Raw genomic sequence first — 21,921 nt, 5'->3', positions numbered from 1 at the left:
CTACGGCCGCGCCGCCGCCCACCCGGCGAACACGGCCCAGGCCCCGCCGGCCAGGCGGAGCGTGGGCCCGGGGTTCTTGGAGTCCCGAACGTGGACGGCGCAGCCGTCCCCACAGTCCGCCACCTCGACGCAGTTTCCGCCGCCGCTATCGCTGTAGCTCGACTTCCGCCAGGCGTAGGCCACCTCGATGCAGTTGCCGCCGCCACCGTCGCTGTAGCTCGACTTGCACCACTGCAAGGTGCTGGTGCTCATATCCGTTCTCCCGCCAACCGCTCGATGAGACCCAGGGATTCATCGGGGCTCAGTGCCTGTGCGCGGATCTTCGCATACCGCTGGAACAGCCTGGACGCCTTCGCCCGATTGCTGACTAGGACGCTCTCGTCCTCGATCTCCAGGTAGACCACGTGCTCGTGGTCCTCGGTCTCCACCAGTTTCATCGGACCTCGGTCACCCGCGTAGCTGCCTTTCAGACCTCGGTCCTGGGGCAGTACCTGGACGGTCACGTTGTCGCGCCGAGCGTCGTCCGCAAGCGATGCCAGTTGCCCGCGCATGACCTCCCAGTCCCCGAAGGGCCGGCGCAGGACGGCCTCCTCGACGATCAGCTCGATCATCGCCATCGGGTCGCGGTCGAAGAGCGCCCGCCGGGCCAACCGGGCCTCGACCAGTTCGTCCACCTTGGCACTGGGGAGGGGCGGGTATCCCCCGCCGATCAGCGCCCGCGCGTACGGCCCCGTCTGGAAGAGGCCGTCCACTACCAACGTCTCGTAGGACGAGATCATGTGCGCCGAGGCTTCCAACTTCGAGAAGTTCCGGAAGCGCACGGGGTACTTCTCCATCAGGACGTACTTGCGCGCCGCGTCGAAGATTCCACGCCCGTCCCCGATGGCCGCCTCCAGTCGCTCCAGCATCTGGTCACTGGGCGGCTGCACCCCGGTCTCCATGGCGCTGACCGCCGAGGCGGTGTACTGGATCAACGCCCCCAGCTCCTCCTGGGTCAGGCCCTTCTCCAGCCGGGTCATGCGGGCGATCTCCGCGATGAAGGACGTCGCGTGGCGGACGTCCTCGTCCTGTTCCTTGTCCTTGCTCGCGCCCGCTTTGGGCAATGTGAACACCCCCGAACTCAAACGAACTCAAACGGTCTCAACCGCGGAGCGGCCGTATCCCAGAGTTCTGAACCCTCAAGTCCGGGACATGGAAAACGGTAGACCGGGGGCTCCAGACTCGTCCCATGAACACTGAAAGTGACGCCCCCAACTCCCCTACGCCGGACTGGATTCCGGCCGCCGGAATCGGAATGCGCAAGGCAGGAGTGCTATTTGACGCAGTACGTGTGGACGGTGACCCCGGACGGAGCCTCGCCGATCTCCTCGTCACGCTCACAGGCGGTGACCCCGGGCCGATCGTCACACAATGCAACGGCCGGCGGCCGACCTACTTCCTGATCCCCGTCGGCGGCGCCGCGTACCGGATGTGGCCCGAGGGGTTCACCCGGCTGACCTCCGGGCCGCTGCGCAGCAGCTACGTCCCCGTCCCGGCACTCGACGGCTGCTGGCCGCTCGCCTGGCGGTGTCCCCCGCGTGCCGGCGGCCGCCTCGTGCACGCCCTGTTGCTGCACCGCGCGGCCGGGCTCTACCAGGCCAGTTGCGAGATCTCCTCCAAGACCACCGCGCACGCGTCCGCCGCCGGGTCGATCAGCGGGAAGTGACCGACGCCGTCCAGCAGCGTCAGCCCGACCAGCTCGCCCGCACGGGCCGCCGCGGCCACGTACGACTCCGCCACCCGCTCCGGGACCACGATGTCGTCCCGGCCCTGGACCACCGCCGTGGCGATCCCGGTCGGCAGCAGGGCCGAGGGGTCCGCGTACGGCAGCCGCTCCGCGAAGTACGCCGGCCCGCCCAGCAGTTGCGCGCTCGCGCCCCCGCACACGCCCAGCTCCTCCGCCACCGCGAAGTCCGCGATGGGGGCCAGTGCCACCACGCCGCGCAGCAGCGGCGCGGAAGGCAGCCTCCACGGCGACCCCGGCGGCAGGACGTGCCGGGCCGCGGCCCACAGCGCGAGGTGGCCGCCGGCCGAGTGGCCCGTGACGACCGTACGGCGGACGTCGGCGTCCGGGAGCGCGGTCGCGGCCAGGTCCGGGAGGGCGTCCAGCGCGGCGGCGACGTCGTCGAAGGTCTCGGGCCAGCGTCCCGCGACGGGGCCGTCGGCGTTCTGGTGCGGGACCGGACTGCCGCGCCGGTACTCGACATTGGCCACGGCGAGGCCGCGCCGGGCCAGGAAGCCCGCGAAGGGGGTGACGTGCTGCCGGTCGTACGGGGCCCGCCAGGCCCCGCCGTGCAGCAGGACCACCAGCGGGACGGGGCCACGGGCCGCGCCGCGGGGGGCGTAGAAGTCGACGACCTGGTCGGGGTGGTCCCCGTACGCGGCGGTCGTGTCCGGTGCGACGGGCGGGTGGGCGAAGGCCGAGGCGGCCTCGGCGGCGTCCCGTTCCACTGCGGCGGGGTCCGTCATCGGCTCAACCTCTCGGTAACGCGTGGGGCAGCGGGGACAGATGTTCCGGTGTTCCGGCAGAGCGGGACCGTATCAGTCTGGAACGGCGCCTTCCGTGCGGGGGCGTGGATGTACGACGGCGGGCGGAGCCGTAGCCCCGCCCGCCGCGTGAGGTGACGTTTCGCTACCGGGTCACCCGAAAATGTGACCCAAGGTGCGCGCGGCACGCTCGACATCGGCGAATCCGACGTAGAGCGGGGTGAAGCCGAAGCGCAGGACGTCGGGAGCGCGGAAGTCCCCGACGACGTCGCGGGAGATGAGCTCCGCCATGATCGCGCGGGCGTTCTCGGCGCGCAGGGACACCTGGCTGCCGCGGTGGGCGTGCCGGACCGGGGTGACCGACTCGACGCGGCCGCTCGGGACGTACGCCGCCACGCATTCGAGGAAGAAGTCGCTCAGGGCGAGGGACTTGGCCCGCACCGCCTCGACGGAGACCCCGTCCCAGACGTCGAGCGCCGCTTCCAGGGCCAGCATGGACAGGATGTCCGGGGTGCCGACCCGGCCGCGCCGCGCCCCGCCGGCCGGGACGTAGCCCGGGGTCATGGCGAAGGGGTCGGCGTGCCCGGTCCAGCCGGGGAGCGGGGAGTCGAAGGCCTCCTGGTGCCGCTCGGCGATGTAGAGGTACGCGGGGGAACCAGGGCCCCCGTTGAGGTACTTGTACGTACAGCCGACCGCGAGGTCCGCGCCGTGCGCGTCGAGGCCGACGGGCAGGGCGCCCGCGGAGTGGCACAGGTCCCAGACGACGACCGCCCCGGCGGCACGGGCCGCCGCGGTCAGCGCGCCGAGGTCGTGCAGCCTGCCGGTGCGGTAGTCGACGTGGTTGAGGAGGACGACGGCGGTGTCCGCGTCCATCGCCTCCGCCGCGTGCGTGGGGTCCACCGGGGTGACGGTCAGGCCGGTCATCCGGGCCGCCGAGGCGGCTATGTAGCCGTCGGTGGGGAAGGTGGCGGCGTCGACCAGCATGGTCGTGCGGCCGGGGACGGCGAGGCGGGCCGCGCCGACGAGGGCCTTGAAGAGGTTGACGCTGGTGGAGTCGCCCACCACCACCTGGCCGGGGGCCGCGCCGATGAGCGGGGCGAGCTTGTCGCCGATCCGCTCGGGCGCGGTCCACCAGTCGGATTCGTCCCAGGAGCGGATGAGGAGCTCGCCCCACTGCCGCCGGGCGACGTCCTCCAGGGTGCCGGGCACACCGGACGGCAGGGCTCCGAGGGAGTTGCCGTCCAGGTACACGAGACCGTCGGGAAGGGTGAAGCGGTCGCGGAGCTTGCCCAGCTCGTCGGCGGTGTCCAGCAGCGCGGCGCGCGCCGCCAGGTCCCCCGTGAGGGGGGCCGGAGCGGGTGCGGGTGCGGGTGCGGGAGCGGGTGCGGGAGCGGGTGCGGCCGCGGCGGGGGCCTTGGGGGCCGTCGGCTCAGACATGGCTGCGCGCCGTCCACAGCTCCGGGAAGACGTTCTTCGTCGCGCGCTTCTCCAGCCAGGCCACCCCGGCGGAGCCGCCCGTGCCGGTCTTCGCGCCCATCGCGCGGCGGGTCGCCACCAGGTGGTCGTTGCGCCAGCGCCAGACCAGCTCGGCGACGTCCGTGAGGACCTCGCCGAGGCGGTGCAGGTCCGATTGGGCGTCGGGGTCGGCGTACAGGGCCGTCCAGACGGCCTCGACCTCGGTGGAGGGCTCGTAGCGCTGCGAGAGGTCGCGGTCCAGGACGGCGGACGGGACGGGCAGGCCGCGGCGGGCCAGGAGACGCAGGACCTCGTCGTACAGGCTGGGCTCGTGCAGGGCCTTCTCCAGCTCCGAGTGGACGCGCGGGGCGCCGCGGTGCGGAACCAGCATGGAGGCGGACTTGTCGCCGAGCAGGAACTCCATCCGGCGGTACATCGCCGACTGGAAGCCGGAGCCCTCGCCGAGGGCGGAGCGGTAGGAGTTGAACTGGCCGGGGGTGAGCTGGGCGAGCGGGCGCCAGGAGGCGTTGAGGGCCTCCAGCTCGCGGAGGGATCGTTTCAGCGCGTCCATCGCGACCGGCAGCCGGTCCTCGCGGACGGCCTTCGCGGCGGTCTCCCACTCGTGGACGATGACCGTGAACCACAGCTCCATGACCTGGGTGGTGACCAGGAAGACCATCTCGCCGGGGTCGTCCGAGCGGAGGTGCTGGAGGTGGGTGAGGACGTCCGCCTGGACGTAGTCCTCGTACGGGGTGGTGCCGTCGAAGTCGAGGTTCGGGGTGTCCGAACCGGCTCCGGAGGCATCAAGGGTGTTCGACATCGCTGTCTCCTCGACACGTGCTTCCGGGTAGCGGTCCGCTCCTTCCGTTGGGTGAGTGGAGCCCCGGTCCCCTGCCCGCATCATAGGACGCGCTCGCGGCGGCGCTCCAGCGGGGAGTGACGCAGGTCACACGCTCGTGTCCCGCGCCACCCGCCGACGACCCGCCCCCGCCGACGACCCGCCGCGGGCCGGGCCGCCGCGGCCCGCGGCCGAGCGCCGCCGACCCGCTGTCGGACGCTCAGGCGCCGAGGGCGTCCGCCGCCGTCGGGGAGGAGTCGCGCAGGAAGGTGGAGCAGCGCTCGTACTCCTCCTTCTCGCCGATCGCCCCGGCCGCGCGGGACAGGGCGCCGAGGGCGCGCAGGAAGCCGCGGTTCGGCTCGTGCTCCCACGGGACCGGGCCGTGGCCCTTCCAGCCGGAGCGGCGCAGGGCGTCGAGGCCGCGGTGGTAGCCGGTACGGGCGTAGGCGTACGACTCGACGGTGTGGCCGGCCGCGAACGCCTCGTCGGCCAGAACCGCCCAGGCGAGCGAGGAGGTGGGGTGCGCGGCCGCCACCTCGACGGCGGGGGTCCCGGCGGCGATGGCCTCGCGGCCCGGCTCGTCGGGGAGGTGGGTGGGGGCGGGGCCCCCGAGGAGGTTCTCGTGAATGGACATGCGCACAGTCTGTCGGAACGGGTACGGGGACGTACCGCCGACCGGGTCGGTCAGCGGGGCGGGCAGGAGGCCGGGCCGCGGCGGGCACCCCGCGTACGGCGAGCGGACCCTCGCCGAGGCCCGCCGACTCCGCCCCGGGAGCCACCCGGCGGCCGCCCTCCACGGCGCCTGCCTGCGCGACGCGTTCGAGCACCTGATGCGGAACACCCCCGGCGGCCACGGCGTTCCGGACGGCCCCTGGGTCCTCCGCCTGGACGACGGGACCCAACTCGACGGGCTCGACGGGCTCGACGGGCTCGACGGGCTCGACGGCGTCATCCTCGCCCTCGGCCCCTCAGGCGCCGAAGCCGCGCCGTGCGGCCTCGATGTGGCCGAGGTACCGGTGGGTCCAGTCGCACATCCGGTGGACGGTCTCGCGCAGGGCGCGCCCCGGCTCGGTGAGCGTGTACTCGACCCGTGGCGGCACGGTGGGGTGGACCTTCCGCTCGGCCAGACCGTTGCGCTCCAGCATGCGCAGGTTCTGGGTCAGCATCTTGTGGCTGATGCCCTCGATCTCGTCGCGCACCTCGCTGAAGCGCAGCGTCCGCTCACCCAGCGCATCGATGATCAGGAACGCCCATTTGTTGGCGACGTCCGAGAAGATCTCCCGCGCCAGGGAGTCCGCGCGCGTCAGGTCCGCGTCGTCCGGCGAGCCGCTGAACTGCTTGGTCACCATGAGGTTCCCCCGTCACCAAGAAGTGCGTTCTTCCATGTCAGCGGCCACTCTCTTACGGTTCCTGAGTAACCACAAGTGACCACGACGAGGAGGCGGGCAGCATGGCCATCACCCTGGTGAACCCCGAGGGACTACCGGAAGTCGGCCCGTACCGGCAGGTGGCGATCGCGACCGGTTCGAAGCTGGTCTTCATCGCCGGGCAGGTCGCCTGGGACGCCGACGGCGCCACGGTCGGCGAGGGCGACCTCGCGGCTCAGGTCGAGCGGTGCTACCTCAACATCGGCACCGCCCTGGCCGGTGTCGGAGCCACCTTCGACGACGTGGCGAAGCTGACCGTCTACGTCGTCGACTGGACCCCCGACAAGATGCCCCTCTTCCTGGAGGGGGTGGCCCGCGCGGCCGCGCGGCTGGGCGGTACCCCGGTACCGCCCGGCACGCTGATCGGCGTCGCGGCCCTGGACGTACCCGACCACTTGGTGGAGGTCGAGGCCACCGCGGTCATCGACTGAGCCCCCGGACGCGCGGAGCGGAACCCGGTCGCACGGCTCCGTACCCGGTCGCGCCGAGCGGCGGCGGATGCCCCGAGTGGCAGCGGCTCAGGCGCACCGGGCGCCGGGCGGGCCCATCAGGACGGCCCGGCGCAGGGCTCGTACGGCCGCCGCGGGGCTGCGGCCGCCGTCCGCGTCGAGCGCGGCGGCCAGGGAGTGCAGGTGGCGCAGCGACCAGACGCGCCGCCCGGAACGGCGCAGGGCCGCCAGGTACGGATCGTCCGGCTGCTCCCGGCCGCCCTGCCGGGCGAGGAGCGCCGAGAGTTCGGTGTGCAGCTCACGGTGGCGGCCCAGGACGAGACCGGCCTCCACCCACTGTCCGAGGACGGCGAGCCGGGACTCCTCCAGGAACGCGATGCGGGCGCCCAGCCAGCGACCCGCCTCGACCCCCGCGAAGGCCGGGCCCGTCCACAGGTCCAGCGCTCCGCGCAGCCGGCGGACCGCGGTGTCGAAGTCGCCCCGGGCCATGGCCCGGTAGCCGGCGCCCGCGCCCCGTTCGAACTCGTCGAGGTCGCAGCGGCCGCCGCCGGTGTCGAGAAGATACCCGCCGGGCACCGACGGCAGGACGTCTTCGGCGGTGCGGACCGCGTGCGGACCGGCGTCCAGCGCTGCGGCCAGCCGGTCGCGCAGGACGCGCACCGCGGAGTGCGCCACGGCCCGGGCGTGTTCGGGCGGTACCCGGCCGGCCAGCTCGTCGGCCAGTACGGACACGGGAACCACCTGGTTGGCGTGGGCGGCGAGGACGGCGAGGACGTGCCGGGCCGACGGGGTGGGCGCCACGACGGGCACACCGTTCTCGGTGACGCGGAGCCCTCCGAGTACGTCGATGTCCACAGTTCCCCCCAGAGATGGCCGGACGCGGCGGCGATGGCGACGCCGTTCCGGTAAAAAATAATACCCGGAAGGATTTTTTGGCAACCCGGCTCCGCCCACCGGACCCGAAGCACCCCTGAACCGCCCGTGGAACACCCACCCGCAGTCCGCCCCGAACCACCTCCGGACATGCGGACGCCCCGGACGGAGCACCCCCTCGCGCGGGGTCCCCTCGTCCGGGGCGTCCGCCCGGCCCTCAGGCGCGGGCGCGCACGGCAGGCCGTCAGGCCCGCGCCGCCGGGCCCGTCAGGCTCCGGAGCCGGAGCCGGCTCCGGAGCCGGCCTCCGCGGTCGCCCGCGGGCCGGGTTCCCCTCCCCCCGTCGCGAGGACGGGAACTCCCGAGGCGCATCCGTACGCACAGGGGTGCGTCCCCTGCGGGCCGTAGAGCGCCCGCGCCCCCCGGCCCGGCGCCGTGTCCAGCCGGATCGCCAGCGACGGCACCACGACGTTGGGCATCACGTGCGTGTACAGCGCCGACACCTGCTCGTCCAGGTCCAGGTCCAGCATCTGCGACATCATGTTGAGGCCCGCGTACGACCCGACGATCAGCCGCGACGGAACGACCGGATCGACCGTCGGCATCAGCTCGCCGCGCGCCTTGGCCTGCGTCATCAGGGAAACGTGCATCTCGATCCACGCCGCGTACGGCGAGGCCTGGTCCAGGCTCAGCGTGGTCTGGTCGAGGGTGAGCCGGGCGCTGGCCCGCATCAGCGAATCGTGCCGCAGCCGGTGCGAGAAGATCATCCCGATGTCGACGAACTCCTGCACCTTGTACTCCTGGGGCGCCGCGTTCGGGGCCGAGGCCACCTGGGCGTCGATCACCGCCTGCGCGAGGTGCTCCTTGGAGTCGAAGTGGAAGTAGAGCGCGCCCTTGGTCACCCGGGCGATGTTGACGATGTCGGAGAGCTTCGCCGCCTCGTACCCGCGCTCCTCGAACACCACCGCCGCCGCCTCGAGGATCGCCTGCCGGGTTCGCACCGCGCGGTCCTGCTTGACCTGGGGTCGTTCTGTCCTCATGTGCCGAGCCTCTCCTGCCCCCGTCGGTCATGCCGCTGCGCTCGGAGTTCCCCCGGCAGCCAGCGGGTGAACCGTCTTCACCCGCCATCCCCAGCACCCGGTATCTTTACATGCCCCCGGGTACGTTCCTGTGCGTGCAGTTTCACACCATGACGAAGCCGCCGTCCACAGGCATCGTGACCCCTGTGACGAACGACGCCCTGTCGCTGCACAGCCAGGCGGCCGCCTCGGCGATCTCGGCCGGCTCCGCCGTCCGCGGCTGGGGCGTACCGGCGTGCAGCTGGGCCTCGATCCCGGGCACCGCCGCGAACCACTCCTGGACCACCTCGGTCCGTGTGGTGCCCGGCGCCACCGCGTTGACCCGGATGCCCCGGGCCGCGTACTCGGCCGCGGCCGCCTTGGTGAGGCCGATGACCGCGTGCTTGGCCGCGACGTACGGCGCCGCCACCGGGGTGGCCAGCAGTCCACCGACGCTGCTGTTGTTGACGATCGACCCGCCGCCGGTCTCCAGCATCGCCGCGATCTCCGGGCGCAGGAAGTTCCACACCCCGTCGACGTTGACCCGCATGATCCGCTCGTACAGGTCGTCGTCCATCTCGTGCAGCGGCGTACGTCCGGTCCCCCAACCGGCGTTGTTGAAGGCGCAGTCGAGCCGGCCGAAGGACTCGACCGCCAGCGCCACCGCCGCCTCGGCGTCGGCGCGTACCGTCACGTCCGCCACCGCGTAGCGCGCCTGCGCGCCCTGCTCCGCCAGCTCCGCGACCAGATCCCGGAGCAGCTCCTCGCGCCGCGCGACGAGGACGACGCTCGCGCCCTCCCGCGCGAAGACCCGGGCGGCGGCGGCTCCGATGCCGCTGCTCGCCCCGGTGATCAGCGCGACCTTCCCCTCCAGCAGACCCTGCCGCTGTCCCTGTCCCTGTCCCTGCACCTGCATGCCGCTCCCCTTCACCCGGTCGCCCGTTCGCCCATCTGTGAGTTCACCAGTTCACCGGTTCACCCATATGTCCTCGCACCGTGCACCGTGCTCCGCGCCCGCGACACCCGCCGCGTCCGCCGCGCCCGCCGCCTCCGCGTCCACCGCGCGCAGCAGCTCCTCGTCGATCTCGTCGAGCGAGCCGACCAGGTGGCGCACGCCCGCCTCGCGCATCTGCTGCTCCTGGAAGCCGTGTTCGAAGGGACTCGGGTGCCCGATGAACGACGCCCCCAGGCCGAGCGCCGCCTCGGCGACCCGCGCCACGTCGTCCACGAAGAGCGCCTGCGCGTGGTCGAGGCCGAACGCGTCGACGGCGATCTCGTGCACCCCCGGACGGAAGGAGTCCGTGCTGACGTACCCGGGGCCGTCGAAGAGGTGCGCGAGGTGGCCGAGGTAGTGGTCGAAGTGCCCCTTGTCGAGACCGCCGTAGCAGACGGTCCGCAGCCCGAGCCGGCGCAGCCGGTGCAGCAGTTCCCCGACCCCGGGCAGCACGTGCAGCGGATGCCGCTCCAGGTGGGCGGCCCGCTCCTCGAAGTAGACCTCCAGCACCTTGTCCGCGGGCCAGTCCACTCCGGCCGCGCGGCCCATCGCCAGCGCCGCGACCGCACGGGGCTGGGAGAAGATCCCGCGTTCCACTTCGCCGTCGTAGGACCCGCCGCGGCTCGTGACGAAACCGTGGATGACCGGACTGAAGGTGTCGTTGAGGAGGACGCCGTCGATGTTCAGGGCGGCGAGCCGCAGTTTCCGCAGGGGCTGCATGGCGCTCCGATCGTGCGGGGGAGGCCGGCACGGACTGTTTTCGGGCAGATGCGGCCCGTGCGCCTGGCGGGCCCCCCGAAAAATACCTACCAGTACGCGGACTGCCGCGCGTTGAGAAAGATACCGGATGTCGGTTCCGCCGTACGGTCCGCCAGTTCCCGGATTCTATGGCGTAGACCACATCAGAAACCAGACCTGACCTGGGCAATCTCCACAATTCAGCCAACCTCGCAACCGACCGCGCTGTGGCCTGCGTCACTCTGTACGGACGGGCGGGGGTTCCTCAGGTAATTATCTGAGAGGTAATCAAACCCTGAAGTACGTACTTTGTTGGCAGTGGAAGTTTGTTGTATCCGGCCATGATGACGAGGGACTTCATGATCACGACTCTGGAACCGATGGACTTCACCACCTCAGCCTCGACCGCGAGCTGTGTCTGCCCGGCCAGCTCGGACGACGGCCGGGCGACCACGGTTCCAAGGGCGCTGGTCCACCGTGCGGCCTTCGCCGAGGTCTTCCTGACCGGCATGTGCCGCCCCGCGGAGAACCTCTTCCACATCACCGCCCAGTGGCCGCGCGGGCACTGCTTCTTCACCCCCATCGGGGGCACGCACTACGACCCGATGCTGATCGCCGAGACCATCCGACAGGTCGGCTCGTACCTCGCCCACGAGGCCTTCGGCGTACCGCTCGGACACCAGTTCCTGCTCTGGTCCCTGGAGTACGGCACCGTTCCCGAGAACCTCGTGACCGGCAGGGCCCCGGCCGACCTCGACCTGACGGTCACCTGCCCCGAGATACGCCGCCGCGGCAACCGGCTCACCGCGCTCTGCTACGAGGTGGTGATCCGTCAGCACGGCCGCGTCGTCGCGACGGGCCGCGTCGGCTACACCGTCACCTCGCCGGCCGTCTACCGGCGGCTGCGCGCCGAGCAACTGGCCAAGGAGCCCGTGGCCTCGCTCCCGCCGGCCCCGGTCCTGCCCGCCGCCGTCGGCCGGCTCTCGCCGTTCGACGTGGTGCTCGCCGACGGCACCCGCCCGGGGGTGTGGCGGCTGCGCTACGACACCCGCCACCCGGTGCTCTTCGACCACGTCGGCGACCACCTGCCCGGCATGGTCCTCCTGGAGGCCGCCCGGCAGGCCGCGGTGGTCCTCGGCGGCGGGGGCGACGTACTGCCCGTCTCCGTCATCAGCAGCTACCAGCGCTACGCCGAGTTCGGCAGCCCCCTGTGGATCCACGCGGAGCCCGCCCCGACCGGACTGGGCGACGCCGACACCCGGTCGGTCCGGGTGACGGGCATCCAGGACGGCGAGCAGGTCTTCGACGCCCTGGTGGGCACCGAGCCGGTCGACGCCGTCCCGCCGATGCGCTGACGGACCGGCGCGCCGACGGGGCCGGCGCCCCGGCGGTGCGCACGAGCGGACGGGGCGGCCCGGCCGGCGCGGCGGACGCGCCGCGCGGCCGCGCCCCGTCAACGACCCAAGGGTCTGCCGGTCCGGGGGGACCGGCAGACCCTTGGTACGTCCTGCCTGGTGAAGCGGTCTGCCTGGTGGAGCGGTACCGCTACTTCAGCCGGGTACCGGTGGAGCGCAGGTTCGCGCACGCCTCGGTGACGCGCGCGGCCATGCCCGCCTCGGCGGACTTGCCCCAGGTGCGGGGGTCGTACTTGGACTTCGTGCCGACCTCGCCGTCGACCTTCAGCACCGCGTCGTAGTTGCGGAACATGTGGTCCACGACCGGGCGGGTGAAGGCGTACTGGGTGTCGGTGTCGAGGTTCATCTTCACGACGCCGTTCTCCAGCGCGGTGGCGATCTCCTCGGCCGTGGAGCCCGAACCGCCGTGGAAGACGAAGTCGAACGGCGAGGACTTGCCGTACTTCTCGCCGACGCCGGCCTGGAGGTCCTTGAGGAGCTCCGGACGCAGGACGACGTTGCCCGGCTTGTAGACGCCGTGCACGTTGCCGAACGAGGCGGCCAGCAGGTAGCGGCCCTTCTCGCCCAGACCCAGGGCCTCGGCGGTGCGGAGCGCGTCGTCGACGGTGGTGTACAGCTCGTCGTTGATCTCGTGGCTGACGCCGTCCTCCTCGCCGCCGGTCGGGGTGATCTCGACCTCGAGGATGATCTTCGCGGCGGCGGCCTTGGCGAGCAGCTCCTGGCCGATGGCCAGGTTGTCGGCCAGGGTCTCGGCGGAGCCGTCCCACATGTGCGACTGGAAGAGCGGGTTCAGACCGCGGGCCACGCGCTCGGCGGAGACCTCGATCAGCGGACGCACGTAGCCGTCCAGCTTGTCCTTGGGGCAGTGGTCCGTGTGCAGCCCGACCGTGATGTCGTACTTCGCGGCCACGATGTGCGCGAACTCCGCCAGGGCGACGGCGCCCGTGACCATGTCCTTGTTGTACTGGCCACCCAGGAACTCCGCACCACCGGTGGAGATCTGGATGATGCCGTCGCTCTCGGCCTCCGCGAAGCCGCGCAGTGCGGCGTGCAGGGTCTGGGAGGAGGTCACGTTGATGGCCGGGTAGGCGAACTTGCCTGCCTTCGCCCGGTCGAGCATCTCGTTGTAGACCTCGGGGGTTGCGATGGGCATCTGTCCGCTCCTTGGATGTGCGGGGAGTGTGCTTATTGCGGGCCCTGACCTGGGGGCGACGTCATCGTCGCGCCTATCTTTCCAGACTCCGCGCGACACTCCACCCCGCCGGTCGCACGAGGCGGTCAGAACGTGCCGGGGTGTTTCACGTGAAACACCCCGGCGACACACAAAACAGCAGGTCAGAGACTGCTCAGGAACTTCCGGGGACCTTCGTCACCAGGTGTGACCGCGGTCCCGCAGGCCGGAACCATACGGTCCGGGGCGGTCCGGGCCAGCCCGGGGCGGTCCGGCACCCGGTGCGCTAGGAAAGGCCAAGGTCTCCGAGGCGGTAGCCGGTGAGGTACGGCAGGCCCGCGGCCGCGATGGCGTCGGCCGCCCCGCGGTCGACGATCGTGGCGACGGCGACGACCTCGCCTCCGGCCTCGCGGACCGCCTCGACGGCGGTCAGCGGGGAGCCCCCGGTCGTCGAGGTGTCCTCGACGACCAGGCAGCGCTTGCCCTTCACGTCGGTGCCCTCGATGCGGCGCTGCATGCCGTGCGCCTTCTGCGCCTTGCGGACGACGAAGGCGTCCAGGCGCCCGCCGCGCGCGGCGGAGGCGTGCAGCATCGAGGTCGCGACCGGGTCGGCGCCCAGGGTCAGGCCGCCGACGCAGTCGAAGTCCAGCTCGGCGGTCAGGTCGAGCATGACCTGACCGACCATCGGGGCCGCCTCGCCGTCGAGGGTGATCCGGCGGAGGTCGATGTAGTAGTCGGCCTCACGGCCGGAGGAGAGCGTCACCTTGCCGTGCACGACGGCCTTGTCCTTGATCTGCTGCAGAAGCGCATCGTGTACGTCAGTCATGGCCCTGAGCTTAGACGGCCCCCTCCGGCGTCAGCCGAGCCGCCGCCAGGCCCACGTGGTGGAGATTTCCAGCGGGTCCACGGGGGTGACCAGGCGGGGCAGGCTGTTCAGCCCGTTCGGCGGGCCGGACTGCGGCTCCACGCAGACGGCCTCGGCCTCCTCGTCGTAGACGACCACCCACTCGGCGCGGCTGGTGACCCTCAGCTCCAGCGCGCCGGGCCAGGTGAGGGTGACGTCGACCCCCTCCGGCATCCCGAAGCAGTCGTCCCACGGACCGGGCAGCGGGTCGATCCGGTTGCCGGTGGGAAGGTGGTCCTCGCCCCGCTCCTCCTGCCAGCCGGCGGTGAAGTCGACGCGCACGTCCTCGCCGGTCCCGAGGTCGCGGCGGAACCACGGGTGCCAGCCGGCCTGCGCCGGGAAGGAGTCCCCGTAGGTCTCGATGCCCAGGGTGAGGGTCATCGCGTTCTCGGACAGCTCGACGATCTGGGTGACGCGGCCGGGGTAGGGCCACGGGTCGGCGAGGTCGTACGTGAACACGGCGTCCGAGGGGCCGCCGCCGGCCCGGCGCCAGGCGGCGTCGCGGCCGAAGCCGTGGATGGCGTGCGGCGGGTGGTTGACCGGCAGCTGGTGGACGGTCGCACCGTCCTGGAACCGGCCGTTCTCGGTCCGCCCGCACCACGGGACCATCGGGAAGGCTCCGTAGTGGGCGCCCTGGCGCAGCAGTTCCGTCCCGTCGATGCGCAGGCTGCTGATCCGGCAGCCGTTCTCCTGGTCGACGGTCACCTCGGCGCCACCGGCGCTCAGTTGCGTACTCATGCCGCCGACCCTAGTGCGGGCCGGTCGTCAGCGTCGGCGGCGCAGCGCCCTGCCCAGGACGACGGCCGAGGCCACGGCGAGGGCGGCGGCCGGGGCGAGCCAGCGCAGGCTGTCGCCGGCCGTGCCCGCGGAGGGCGCGGGGACGGGTGCGTAGCGGCCCCTCGGCGGAGCGTGGTCCACCTCCTCGGCGCTGCGGCCGATCATGGTGCGGCGGGCGTGCGCGGCCTCGGCCGGGGGCCGCGGTGCCCCGGCCGGCTCGTCCGGGGCACCGGCGAGGAACGGGTCCGGGGACGGGGTCGGCGCGTCGGTCCCGTACACGGACTCCGTGACCTCGCTGATCTCCTCCCCGGCGGCGTCGGCGTCCTCGCCGGCCTCGCCCTCGGCGACGGGATCGGAATCGTCGGCGCCCGCCCGGGCTGCCTCGGCCGCGTCCGCGGCCGCCTCGGCCGGCTCCGCCGCGACGGCTGCCAGTTGCTCGGCCGTCCGGTCCAGCAGCCGGCGTACGGCGGTGGCGGTGGCCCCCGGGGTGAACGCGGCCGCGCGGCCGTCGGCGGTGCCCTCGGCGGTGAACTCCAGCCGGGTCCCGCCGTCCACCGGGTTCAGCCGCAGCTCCACCGCGACCGTGACGGTGCCGTGGCCCCGCACCTCGGTGCCCTCTCCGTCGGCGGTGAAGCGGCCGGGGGTCCGCTCGGTGACGACCAGGGCGCCCCGGTAGGTCACGGTGTGCCCGCCGACCCGGACCTTCAGCCGGCCCGAGAGCGGCCCCGAAGCGGCGTCGGCGTCCTGCTGGAGTCCGGGGACGCACCGGGCGACCCGGACGGGGTCGCGCAGTACGGCGCGGAGGTCGTCGGGCGGTACCGGAACGAACACCTGATGCTCCATGCGGCCGAGCCTACCGACGAGACCCGCGCCGGGTCACGAATACCGCGGGTGCGGCAGCGTCGACGGCGGAAGTCCGGGCATCCGGGTCCGCTCCGTGTCGCGCGCGGCGTCCTGGAGGGAACGCGTCGACAGCGAGTGGAGCCCCGGCGTGTCGCGGTCCACGCGCAGGACGGGCACCTGGTCGCGGGCGGCGAGGACGAAGCCCCAGTCCTGCGGCGGCGCGGCGCCGAGGATCCGGGGGGTGCGGTCGGGTCCGGCGGCGGAGCCGGAGAGGCGGCCGCCCGCGCTGTAGGGCGCGGTCCGCAGACCGGCGGCGCGCAGGGTGGACTCGACGGTCCAGTACGAGCGCGGCCGCGCGGCCATCGGCCCGGCGTGCACGGCGAGCCGCCCGCCGGGGCGCAGGGCCCGCGCCGCCAGCCCGTAGAACTCCTGCGAGTACAGCTTCGTGCTGGGGGTGATGCCCGGGTCGGGGAGGTCGGAGACGATGACGTCGAACCGGTCCCGGGCGGCCGGCTGGCGCAGCCAGCCGAAGGCGTCCTGGTTCACGACGCCCAGGCGCGGGTCCCCGTACACCCCGGCGTTGAGCGCGGAGAGCATCGGATCGGTGCGGGCGAGGCTGACCACGCCGGGGTCGAGTTCGACGACGGTGACCGAGTCGACGTCGCGGTAGCGCAGCACCTCGCGGGCGGCCAGCCCGTCACCGCCGCCGAGCACCAGGACCCGGCCGTGCGGGCCGGTCATCGCGGGGTGGACGAGTGCCTCGTGGTAGCGGTACTCGTCGTACCCGCTGACCCGCAGCCGCCCGTCGAGGTACAGGTCGAGGGAGCGCGGGGAGCCGGTCGGCGGCCCGGTGAGCACCAGTTCCTGCACCCCGGTCTGGACGGCGACGCGGACCTCCCCGCCGTACACCGCCCGCCGGGCGACCCGTTCGAAGTCGTCGGCGAGCACGGTCGCGCAGCCGAGGACGGCCAGGACGGTCGCGTTGAGGACGATCAGGATCCAGCGGGAGCGCCGGCTCAGGTCGCGGCGGAACAGCCACAGCACGAGCCCGCCGCCCGCGACCACGTTCACGGTGCCGGTGAGCAGGGCGCCGGTGAGCTGGCCGAACAGCGGCAGCAGCAGGAACGGGAAGGCGAGGCCGCCGACCAGGGCCCCGACGTAGTCGGCGGCGAAGAGGTCGGCGACGGCCCCGCCCGCGTCCTGTCTGCGGATCCGCTGGATGAGGACCATCAGCAGCGGGATCTCCGCGCCGATGAGCACCCCGATGGCGAAGGAGAACGCGACGAGCGCGGGGCGGGACTCGCCCAGCCAGGCGAAGCTCGCGTACAGCGCCATGGCCGAGAGCCCGCCGAGCAGGGCGAGCGCGGCCTCGATGGCGCCGAAGCCGAAGGCGGGCCGGTGGCACAGCCGCTTCGCGAGCAGGGAGCCGACACCCATGGCGAAGACCATGACGGACAGGACGACCGACGCCTGGGTGACGGAGTCACCGATGAGGTAGGTCCCGAGGGCGAGCAGCTCCAGTTCGTACACCAGCCCGCAGGCGGCGCAGACGAACACCGTGGCCAGGACGAGGAGTCGGCCGGTCCGGGGCCGTACGGGCAGGGCGGCCTGGACGGTCGCCGCGCCCCGCGGCTCCGGGGCCGGGAGCACCCGGCGCGGGACGGAACGGTCGATCATGAAGCGAACCGTACGTTACGGCCCACCCGCACCCTGTCACCCACATGAATGTAAGTGGCGTACCGATTCGGCCAGTTGACGTAACCGGACCGCACCACCCGCGCCCCGCGAGCGCCGCCCCGCGCCGGGCCGGGACGCGGCGGGACACGCCGGGACGCGCCGGGCCGGCACGCGGCCCGGCCCGGACGCGGCGGCGCTCCCTAGAGCAGCGCCGGGCTGTCCAGCGCGGCGGCTGCGGCGGCCGCCGCAGCCGCCGCACCCATCCGTACGCCCACCCGGGTGCGGGTGGCCACCAGCTGGCCCTCCTGGGGATAGGCGTGCCAGGTCCGCCAGCGCACCTGCCCCTCGCACCGCTGCGCGAGCAGGGCCGTGAAGGCGTGCGGACTGCCCGGGAACGTGCCCGCTAGCCCGTTCGGGTGGTCGGCGACCAGGGCGAGCAGCTCCTGCGCCCGTCCCGCGAAGGATCCGCGGGACAGGGTTTCGACCCGCGCGGCGAACTCGTACTCCCAGTCGCCCACCCGCTTGGCCACGCCGAGCGGCAGCGGCGTGCTGCTGCCCGGCATGCAGGCGACCGTCTCCGAGCAGAGCACCTCACCCTCCTCGAGGAGTACCTGATGGGAGGCCCCCAGCAGGCGCAACTCAACTTTTGCGCCATCCAGTTCGAGATTCAGTACGGCCAGGGCGGGCAGCCGGTCCCGGCCCAGGGCCCAGGCGAGGTCGGCGGCACGCGTGTCGGTGTATGAGGTCTGGAGGGTCGTGAGCATGAGTCGGCTCCGCAAACGCGCGAGGGAGATGGGCCGGAGCCCGCCAGCGGTAGTCAACGGGTGGGGGGACACCGGCACGGGTCCACAGGAAGTCCAGGGAGGTCCGAGGACTGGTCTACTCAACCGAGGGAATCATGAAAGGCACGGCACTCACAGCGGTTTTACCCAACTTGAAGGGGTTTACATCCCCCCGGGGGCTCCACAGTTCACGTGTTCAAAGAGTTGCGTCCCGCGCGTCGCCGTGCAGGCCGGACAGAAAGGCGCCCGAGGGGATCCTGACCCCCTCGGGCGCCTCCGTTCGCGCCCGCGCCGGCGCCTGCGTCCACGCCTCCGTCCACGCCTGCGCCTGCGCGGTCCCCGCTGCCCCGTGTCAGCTGGAACCGCACCCCCCGCCGCCGCAGGAGGACGACGACCCTCCGCAGGACGAGGAGGACCCGCACGAGGACGAGCTGCTCGAACACGAGTGTGACGAGCCGCTTCCGCCTGCCCACCAGCTGCCGCTGCCGCTGCCGCTGCCGCTGCCGCCACCGCTGCTGCCGCTGCCGCTGCCGCTCTTGCCGACGCCGCAAGCGGCGGCCGACGAGACGGCGCGCCTGACGGCCCAGATCGCCAGGGCCACGGCAGCGCCGACGACCATGGCAAGGAAGATCACTCCGAAGACGAACATGGCGCTCGCCCCTCTCTCACGCCCCGGTCTTCCCGGGGGGAACGGGATCCCCGCGTCCCGCGTGACAGGGGGATTCCCTCGGCCCCCGCGCGCCAAAGCGCACTTGAGCAAGTCCAGAGGTTGCCCGCAGGATGGCGCCCATGACCGCACCCGTGAGCAGCAACCGCCCCTTCCTGAACCGCCGTCTGGCGGCCTTCGGGACCACGATCTTCGCGGAGATGTCGGCGCTCGCCGCCCGCACCGGGTCGATCAACCTCGGCCAGGGCTTCCCCGACACCGACGGCCCCGCGCGGATCGCCGAGGCGGCCTCCCGCGCGGTCCTCACCGGCCTCGGCAACCAGTACCCGCCCGGCCCCGGTGTCCCGGAGCTGCGCGCCGCCGTCGCCGCCCACCAACAGCGCTTCTACGGCCTCGGCTACGACCCCGACAGCGAGGTACTGGTCACGGCGGGCGCCACCGAGGCCATCGCCGCCACCCTCCTGGCCCTCCTCGAACCGGGCGACGAGGTCATCGCCCTGGAGCCGTTCTACGACTCGTACGCCGCCTGCATCGCCATGGCCGGCGCGGCGCGCGTCCCCGTCACCCTGCGCCCCCACGCGGGCGCCTTCACACTGGACCTGGACGAGCTGCGCGCGGCGGTGACCCCGCGCACCCGCCTGCTCCTGCTCAACACCCCGCACAACCCGACGGGCACGGTACTCACCCCCGCCGAGCTGACGGCTATCGCCGAACTGGCGGTCGAGCGCGACCTCCTCGTCGTCACGGACGAGGTGTACGAGCACCTGGTCTTCGAGGGCGCCCACGTCCCCCTGGCCGGCCTGCCCGGCATGCGCGAGCGCACGGTCTCGATCTCGTCGGCCGGCAAGACGTTCTCGTTCACCGGCTGGAAGGTCGGCTGGGTCACGGCGCCGCCGGAGCTGGTGGCGGCCGTCCGCTCGGCGAAGCAGTACCTCACGTACGTCGCGTCGGGCCCCTTCCAGTACGCCATCGCCGAGGCCCTCGCCCTCCCGGACGCCTACTACGACGGGTTCCGCGCCGACCTGGCGGCCAAGCGCGACATCCTCGCCGACGGCCTGACGGCGGCCGGGTTCGAGGTCTTCCGCCCGCGGGGCACGTACTTCATCACCACCGACATCACCCCGCTCGGCGAGAAGGACGGCCTGGCCTTCTGCCGCGCCCTCCCCGAACGCTGCGGGGTCGTCGCCATCCCGAACCAGGTCTTCTACGACGACCAGGACGCCGGCCGCACCCAGGTCCGCTGGGCCTTCTGCAAGAAGACCGAGGTGCTCCGGGAGGCGGCGGAGCGCCTGCGCCGCCTCTAGGCCGTCCGGGCGACGCGCCGCCCGGCGGGTATCCGCCGGAGGCTGGTTTCCGGAGGCGCTTGCGGGGTGGGCGGGGCCGGTGTGAAGCTGACGGTTTTGAGGGGGCCCGAAGCTCTCATCAACGGATGAGCGTACGAACGACGAGCCGGAAAGTCGGGACACATGGCAACGGGCCGAGCCGCGGTGTCCGCGTCTCCGTTGGAGATGCGCGCCGTCCGCGCCGTCCGGGCCTCCGCCCCGGCGTCCGTGCTCGCGCTCGGGGTGTTCAGCGCCGTCCGCGGGGCCGGGGTGCTCGTGGCCGGCCTCGGCTCCTGGTGGGCCGGCCGCGACCCGCTCAAGGTGCTCGGCGGGTCCTGGGACTCCGGCTGGTACCTCGGGATAGCCGCCCACGGCTACGGCCGCACCCTGATGTGGCCCGACGCCGTCACCGGCACCGGGTCCGTCCAGAGCGACACCGCCTTCTTCCCGCTCTACCCGGCGCTGATACGGCTCGTCTCGGCCGTCCTGCCCGGCGGGCCCGCACCCGCCGGGCTCCTCGTCGCCTGGGTCGCCGCCGCCGCGGCCGCCGTCGGGGTCTACCGGATCGGGGAACGGCTCCTCGGCGCCCGCGCCGGGCTGCTCCTCGTGGGGCTGTGGGCGGCCCTCCCGCACGCCGTGGTGCTGACCCTCGCCTACACCGAGGCCCTGCTCGCCGCGTTCGCCGCCTGGGCCCTGTACGCCCTCCTGCGCGACCGCTGGCTGTGGGCCGGGGGCCTCGCCGTCCTCGCCGGGCTGACCCGGCCCACGGGGCTCGCCGTCGCGGCCGCCGTGTGCGCCGCCGCGCTGTACGCGGTGGCCGTACGCGGGTCCCGCGCGCCCGCGGTGTGGGCGGCCGGGCTGCTGGCGCCCGCGGGCTGGGCGGCGTACGTCCTCGCCGTGGGGGCCCGGACGGGAGACCCCCTCGGCGGCTACTTCACCGTGCAGCGGCAGTGGGGCTCGCGCTTCGACTTCGGCGCCGGGGCGCTGCGCTCCGCGGAGCGGGTGCTGACCGGCGGGCACGTGACCCTCGCGACCACCGTGACCGTGGTGGTGCTGGCCGCGGCGGGCCTGCTGGCGGTGCTCCTGCTGCTGGACCGCAACCCGCTGCCGCTGCTCGCGTACACCGGGGTGCTGCTGCTGATGGCCTTCGGCGGGGCCGGCTTCTTCGAGTCGAAGCCCCGCTTCCTGCTCCCGGCGTTCCCGCTGCTGCTGCCGGTGGCCGCCGCGATGGCGAGAGCCCGGCCGCGCACCTCGGTCGTGGTGACCGCGGGGCTGGCCGGGCTCTCCTACGGCTACGGGCTGTACCTGCTGCTCGTGGCGCGCGTACCGCTGTGACGGGCGACGGCTAGTTGCCGGCGTCGCCGTTCCTGTCCTCGTCGCCCTCGGCGGAGTCGACGTCCTTCTCCAGGCCGAGCTGCTCGACGAGCCACTTGTCGAACTCGATGGACGCACGGACCCAGCTGACCGTGGAGGACACGAAGTGCTCCAGGTTCACGCCGGTGCCGATCAGCATCTGCGCCTCACCGATCAGACGGACCGAGCCGTCGTCGTGGGTGTGGCTGTAGACCTTCGGCCACAGGGTGCGGCGGTTCCAGTCGTCGATCGACTCGAGCAGCTGCGGCTTCTCGTCGATCTTGTGCGGGCGGTCGTAGAAGGTCCGCACGGAGAAGACCTGCTGCTCGTCCTCGCCGCGGAACATGAAGTACGTGCGGAACTCCTCCCACGGCGCCGCGAGGTCGCCCTCGTCGTCGAGGACGTACTTGAGCTCCATCTGTTCCAGCAGCTGCTTGACCAGATCCTGGTCGGGGACGACGGGGCCCGCCGGTCCTGTGGCCTGCGGATCGGGCTGCTGCCCTCCGAAGTTCGGAATCGAGGCCGGGTCGATGCTCACCGTGATTTTCCCTTCGTGCGGATACCTGCATCCTCCCCCATCGCGCCCACTCCGTGTCCACCCCCGGGGGCCCGATCCGCTCCGGGCGGACACGGGAACCCCAGGGGGGCGGGAGC

General features: G+C 72.8%; 23 protein-coding genes. 5 read left to right on the top strand and 18 right to left on the bottom strand.

Annotated elements, in window-relative coordinates; all coding sequences use genetic code 11:
- Both OTB16_RS17245 and OTB16_RS17240 read right to left on the bottom strand, forming a co-directional pair.
- Positions 1 to 252: a DUF397 domain-containing protein gene (locus OTB16_RS17245; RefSeq protein ID WP_267721114.1), complete on the bottom strand. Its 252-nt coding sequence runs from the start codon at positions 250 to 252 to the stop codon at positions 1 to 3.
- Positions 249 to 1,103, bottom strand: coding sequence for a helix-turn-helix domain-containing protein (locus OTB16_RS17240; RefSeq protein ID WP_267721229.1), 855 nt, complete (start codon positions 1,101 to 1,103; stop codon positions 249 to 251). Before OTB16_RS17240 ends, OTB16_RS17245 begins: the two co-directional genes overlap by 4 nt.
- 125 nt (positions 1,104 to 1,228) lie before the next feature.
- Here OTB16_RS17240 and OTB16_RS17235 point away from each other — a divergent pair, with 125 nt between their 5' ends.
- Positions 1,229 to 1,705 (top strand): hypothetical protein, encoded by a 477-nt coding sequence (locus OTB16_RS17235; protein WP_267721112.1) that lies wholly within the window; start codon positions 1,229 to 1,231, stop codon positions 1,703 to 1,705.
- Here the strand turns inward: OTB16_RS17235 and OTB16_RS17230 are convergent.
- From OTB16_RS17230 to OTB16_RS17210, 5 genes are all read right to left on the bottom strand, one after another.
- Positions 1,630 to 2,508: an alpha/beta hydrolase family protein gene (locus tag OTB16_RS17230; RefSeq protein ID WP_267721111.1), complete on the bottom strand. Its 879-nt coding sequence runs from the start codon at positions 2,506 to 2,508 to the stop codon at positions 1,630 to 1,632. The two genes, OTB16_RS17235 and OTB16_RS17230, sit on opposite strands and share 76 nt — an antisense overlap.
- 171 nt (positions 2,509 to 2,679) lie before the next feature.
- On the bottom strand, positions 2,680 to 3,963 hold the full coding sequence (gene kynU / locus OTB16_RS17225) for a kynureninase (RefSeq protein WP_267721109.1): 1,284 nt from the start codon (positions 3,961 to 3,963) through the stop codon (positions 2,680 to 2,682).
- Positions 3,956 to 4,801 (bottom strand): tryptophan 2,3-dioxygenase family protein, encoded by an 846-nt coding sequence (locus tag OTB16_RS17220; protein WP_267721108.1) that lies wholly within the window; start codon positions 4,799 to 4,801, stop codon positions 3,956 to 3,958. The genes kynU and OTB16_RS17220 overlap by 8 nt, the downstream gene beginning before the upstream one ends.
- A gap of 238 nt (positions 4,802 to 5,039) precedes the next feature.
- A complete protein-coding gene (locus OTB16_RS17215) occupies positions 5,040 to 5,453 on the bottom strand; it encodes a DUF3151 domain-containing protein (protein ID WP_267721107.1) in 414 nt (137 codons plus the stop codon).
- Between the two features lie 334 nt (positions 5,454 to 5,787).
- Positions 5,788 to 6,168: a winged helix-turn-helix transcriptional regulator gene (locus OTB16_RS17210; RefSeq protein ID WP_267721106.1), complete on the bottom strand. Its 381-nt coding sequence runs from the start codon at positions 6,166 to 6,168 to the stop codon at positions 5,788 to 5,790.
- 101 nt (positions 6,169 to 6,269) lie between these two features.
- Between OTB16_RS17210 and OTB16_RS17205 the strand changes: the two genes are divergently transcribed.
- Entirely contained in the window at positions 6,270 to 6,677 is a 408-nt protein-coding gene (locus OTB16_RS17205) for a RidA family protein (RefSeq protein ID WP_267721105.1), read from the top strand.
- 87 nt (positions 6,678 to 6,764) lie between these two features.
- Here OTB16_RS17205 and OTB16_RS17200 read toward each other — a convergent pair whose 3' ends face one another.
- From OTB16_RS17200 to OTB16_RS17185, 4 genes are all read right to left on the bottom strand, one after another.
- Positions 6,765 to 7,550 carry an AfsR/SARP family transcriptional regulator gene (locus tag OTB16_RS17200; protein WP_267721104.1) on the bottom strand — a complete coding sequence of 262 codons (786 nt, stop codon included), beginning with the start codon at positions 7,548 to 7,550 and terminating at the stop codon, positions 6,765 to 6,767.
- A gap of 285 nt (positions 7,551 to 7,835) precedes the next feature.
- Entirely contained in the window at positions 7,836 to 8,606 is a 771-nt protein-coding gene (locus tag OTB16_RS17195) for a ScbR family autoregulator-binding transcription factor (RefSeq protein ID WP_267721103.1), read from the bottom strand.
- Positions 8,607 to 8,748: 142 nt separating this feature from the next.
- Entirely contained in the window at positions 8,749 to 9,540 is a 792-nt protein-coding gene (locus OTB16_RS17190) for a glucose 1-dehydrogenase (protein ID WP_267721102.1), read from the bottom strand.
- A 51-nt stretch (positions 9,541 to 9,591) separates the two neighbouring features.
- The gene (locus OTB16_RS17185) at positions 9,592 to 10,338 is read right to left on the bottom strand and encodes an HAD family hydrolase (RefSeq protein WP_267721101.1); all 747 of its coding nucleotides are present in this window, start codon (positions 10,336 to 10,338) and stop codon (positions 9,592 to 9,594) included.
- Between the two features lie 377 nt (positions 10,339 to 10,715).
- On the opposite strand from OTB16_RS17185, the gene OTB16_RS17180 reads away from it, so the two are divergent.
- A complete protein-coding gene (locus OTB16_RS17180) occupies positions 10,716 to 11,711 on the top strand; it encodes a ScbA/BarX family gamma-butyrolactone biosynthesis protein (RefSeq protein WP_267721100.1) in 996 nt (331 codons plus the stop codon).
- A gap of 190 nt (positions 11,712 to 11,901) precedes the next feature.
- On the opposite strand, the gene fbaA is transcribed toward OTB16_RS17180, so the two are convergent.
- From fbaA to OTB16_RS17150, 6 genes are all read right to left on the bottom strand, one after another.
- Positions 11,902 to 12,924 (bottom strand): class II fructose-bisphosphate aldolase, encoded by a 1,023-nt coding sequence (gene fbaA / locus OTB16_RS17175; RefSeq protein ID WP_267721099.1) that lies wholly within the window; start codon positions 12,922 to 12,924, stop codon positions 11,902 to 11,904.
- A 304-nt stretch (positions 12,925 to 13,228) separates the two neighbouring features.
- Positions 13,229 to 13,768 carry an orotate phosphoribosyltransferase gene (gene pyrE, locus OTB16_RS17170; RefSeq protein ID WP_267721098.1) on the bottom strand — a complete coding sequence of 180 codons (540 nt, stop codon included), beginning with the start codon at positions 13,766 to 13,768 and terminating at the stop codon, positions 13,229 to 13,231.
- A gap of 30 nt (positions 13,769 to 13,798) precedes the next feature.
- Positions 13,799 to 14,584: an aldose epimerase family protein gene (locus OTB16_RS17165; RefSeq protein ID WP_267721097.1), complete on the bottom strand. Its 786-nt coding sequence runs from the start codon at positions 14,582 to 14,584 to the stop codon at positions 13,799 to 13,801.
- A 27-nt stretch (positions 14,585 to 14,611) separates the two neighbouring features.
- Entirely contained in the window at positions 14,612 to 15,466 is an 855-nt protein-coding gene (locus OTB16_RS17160; protein WP_267721096.1) for an SRPBCC family protein, read from the bottom strand.
- 33 nt (positions 15,467 to 15,499) lie between these two features.
- A complete protein-coding gene (locus OTB16_RS17155) occupies positions 15,500 to 17,143 on the bottom strand; it encodes a polyamine aminopropyltransferase (protein WP_267721095.1) in 1,644 nt (547 codons plus the stop codon).
- A 200-nt stretch (positions 17,144 to 17,343) separates the two neighbouring features.
- A complete protein-coding gene (locus tag OTB16_RS17150; RefSeq protein ID WP_267721094.1) occupies positions 17,344 to 17,907 on the bottom strand; it encodes a DUF2617 family protein in 564 nt (187 codons plus the stop codon).
- Positions 17,908 to 18,705: 798 nt separating this feature from the next.
- Here OTB16_RS17150 and OTB16_RS17145 point away from each other — a divergent pair.
- Together OTB16_RS17145 and OTB16_RS17140 are read left to right on the top strand one after the other, a co-directional pair.
- Complete coding sequence (locus OTB16_RS17145; RefSeq protein ID WP_267721093.1) at positions 18,706 to 19,896, top strand: pyridoxal phosphate-dependent aminotransferase; 1,191 nt, start codon at positions 18,706 to 18,708, stop codon at positions 19,894 to 19,896.
- 162 nt (positions 19,897 to 20,058) lie between these two features.
- A complete protein-coding gene (locus OTB16_RS17140; protein WP_267721092.1) occupies positions 20,059 to 21,249 on the top strand; it encodes a glycosyltransferase family 39 protein in 1,191 nt (396 codons plus the stop codon).
- 10 nt (positions 21,250 to 21,259) lie between these two features.
- On the opposite strand, the gene OTB16_RS17135 is transcribed toward OTB16_RS17140, so the two are convergent.
- Complete coding sequence (locus OTB16_RS17135; RefSeq protein WP_267721091.1) at positions 21,260 to 21,805, bottom strand: type III secretion system chaperone family protein; 546 nt, start codon at positions 21,803 to 21,805, stop codon at positions 21,260 to 21,262.
- Positions 21,806 to 21,921: the final 116 nt, after the last annotated feature.

Origin of the sequence: Streptomyces antarcticus, from assembly GCF_026627255.1 — a bacterium.
GTDB classification, from domain to species: Bacteria; Actinomycetota; Actinomycetes; order Streptomycetales; family Streptomycetaceae; genus Streptomyces; species Streptomyces antarcticus.
This window is presented reverse-complemented; position numbering and strand designations above follow the sequence as displayed.

Bases quoted from the DNA above. Each gene is read 5' to 3' on its own strand.
- OTB16_RS17245 (WP_267721114.1), bottom strand. From the start codon at position 252: ATGAGCACCAGCACCTTGCAGTGGTGCAAGTCGAGCTACAGCGACGGT.
- OTB16_RS17235 (WP_267721112.1), top strand. From the start codon at position 1,229: ATGAACACTGAAAGTGACGCCCCCAACTCCCCTACGCCGGACTGGATT.
- OTB16_RS17230 (WP_267721111.1), bottom strand. From the start codon at position 2,508: ATGACGGACCCCGCCGCAGTGGAACGGGACGCCGCCGAGGCCGCCTCG.
- kynU (WP_267721109.1), bottom strand. From the start codon at position 3,963: ATGTCTGAGCCGACGGCCCCCAAGGCCCCCGCCGCGGCCGCACCCGCT.
- OTB16_RS17220 (WP_267721108.1), bottom strand. From the start codon at position 4,801: ATGTCGAACACCCTTGATGCCTCCGGAGCCGGTTCGGACACCCCGAAC.
- OTB16_RS17215 (WP_267721107.1), bottom strand. From the start codon at position 5,453: ATGTCCATTCACGAGAACCTCCTCGGGGGCCCCGCCCCCACCCACCTC.
- OTB16_RS17210 (WP_267721106.1), bottom strand. From the start codon at position 6,168: ATGGTGACCAAGCAGTTCAGCGGCTCGCCGGACGACGCGGACCTGACG.
- OTB16_RS17205 (WP_267721105.1), top strand. From the start codon at position 6,270: ATGGCCATCACCCTGGTGAACCCCGAGGGACTACCGGAAGTCGGCCCG.
- OTB16_RS17195 (WP_267721103.1), bottom strand. From the start codon at position 8,606: ATGAGGACAGAACGACCCCAGGTCAAGCAGGACCGCGCGGTGCGAACC.
- OTB16_RS17190 (WP_267721102.1), bottom strand. From the start codon at position 9,540: ATGCAGGTGCAGGGACAGGGACAGGGACAGCGGCAGGGTCTGCTGGAG.
- OTB16_RS17185 (WP_267721101.1), bottom strand. From the start codon at position 10,338: ATGCAGCCCCTGCGGAAACTGCGGCTCGCCGCCCTGAACATCGACGGC.
- OTB16_RS17180 (WP_267721100.1), top strand. From the start codon at position 10,716: ATGATCACGACTCTGGAACCGATGGACTTCACCACCTCAGCCTCGACC.
- fbaA (WP_267721099.1), bottom strand. From the start codon at position 12,924: ATGCCCATCGCAACCCCCGAGGTCTACAACGAGATGCTCGACCGGGCG.
- pyrE (WP_267721098.1), bottom strand. From the start codon at position 13,768: ATGACTGACGTACACGATGCGCTTCTGCAGCAGATCAAGGACAAGGCC.
- OTB16_RS17165 (WP_267721097.1), bottom strand. From the start codon at position 14,584: ATGAGTACGCAACTGAGCGCCGGTGGCGCCGAGGTGACCGTCGACCAG.
- OTB16_RS17160 (WP_267721096.1), bottom strand. From the start codon at position 15,466: ATGGAGCATCAGGTGTTCGTTCCGGTACCGCCCGACGACCTCCGCGCC.
- OTB16_RS17155 (WP_267721095.1), bottom strand. From the start codon at position 17,143: ATGATCGACCGTTCCGTCCCGCGCCGGGTGCTCCCGGCCCCGGAGCCG.
- OTB16_RS17150 (WP_267721094.1), bottom strand. From the start codon at position 17,907: ATGCTCACGACCCTCCAGACCTCATACACCGACACGCGTGCCGCCGAC.
- OTB16_RS17145 (WP_267721093.1), top strand. From the start codon at position 18,706: ATGGCGCCCATGACCGCACCCGTGAGCAGCAACCGCCCCTTCCTGAAC.
- OTB16_RS17140 (WP_267721092.1), top strand. From the start codon at position 20,059: ATGGCAACGGGCCGAGCCGCGGTGTCCGCGTCTCCGTTGGAGATGCGC.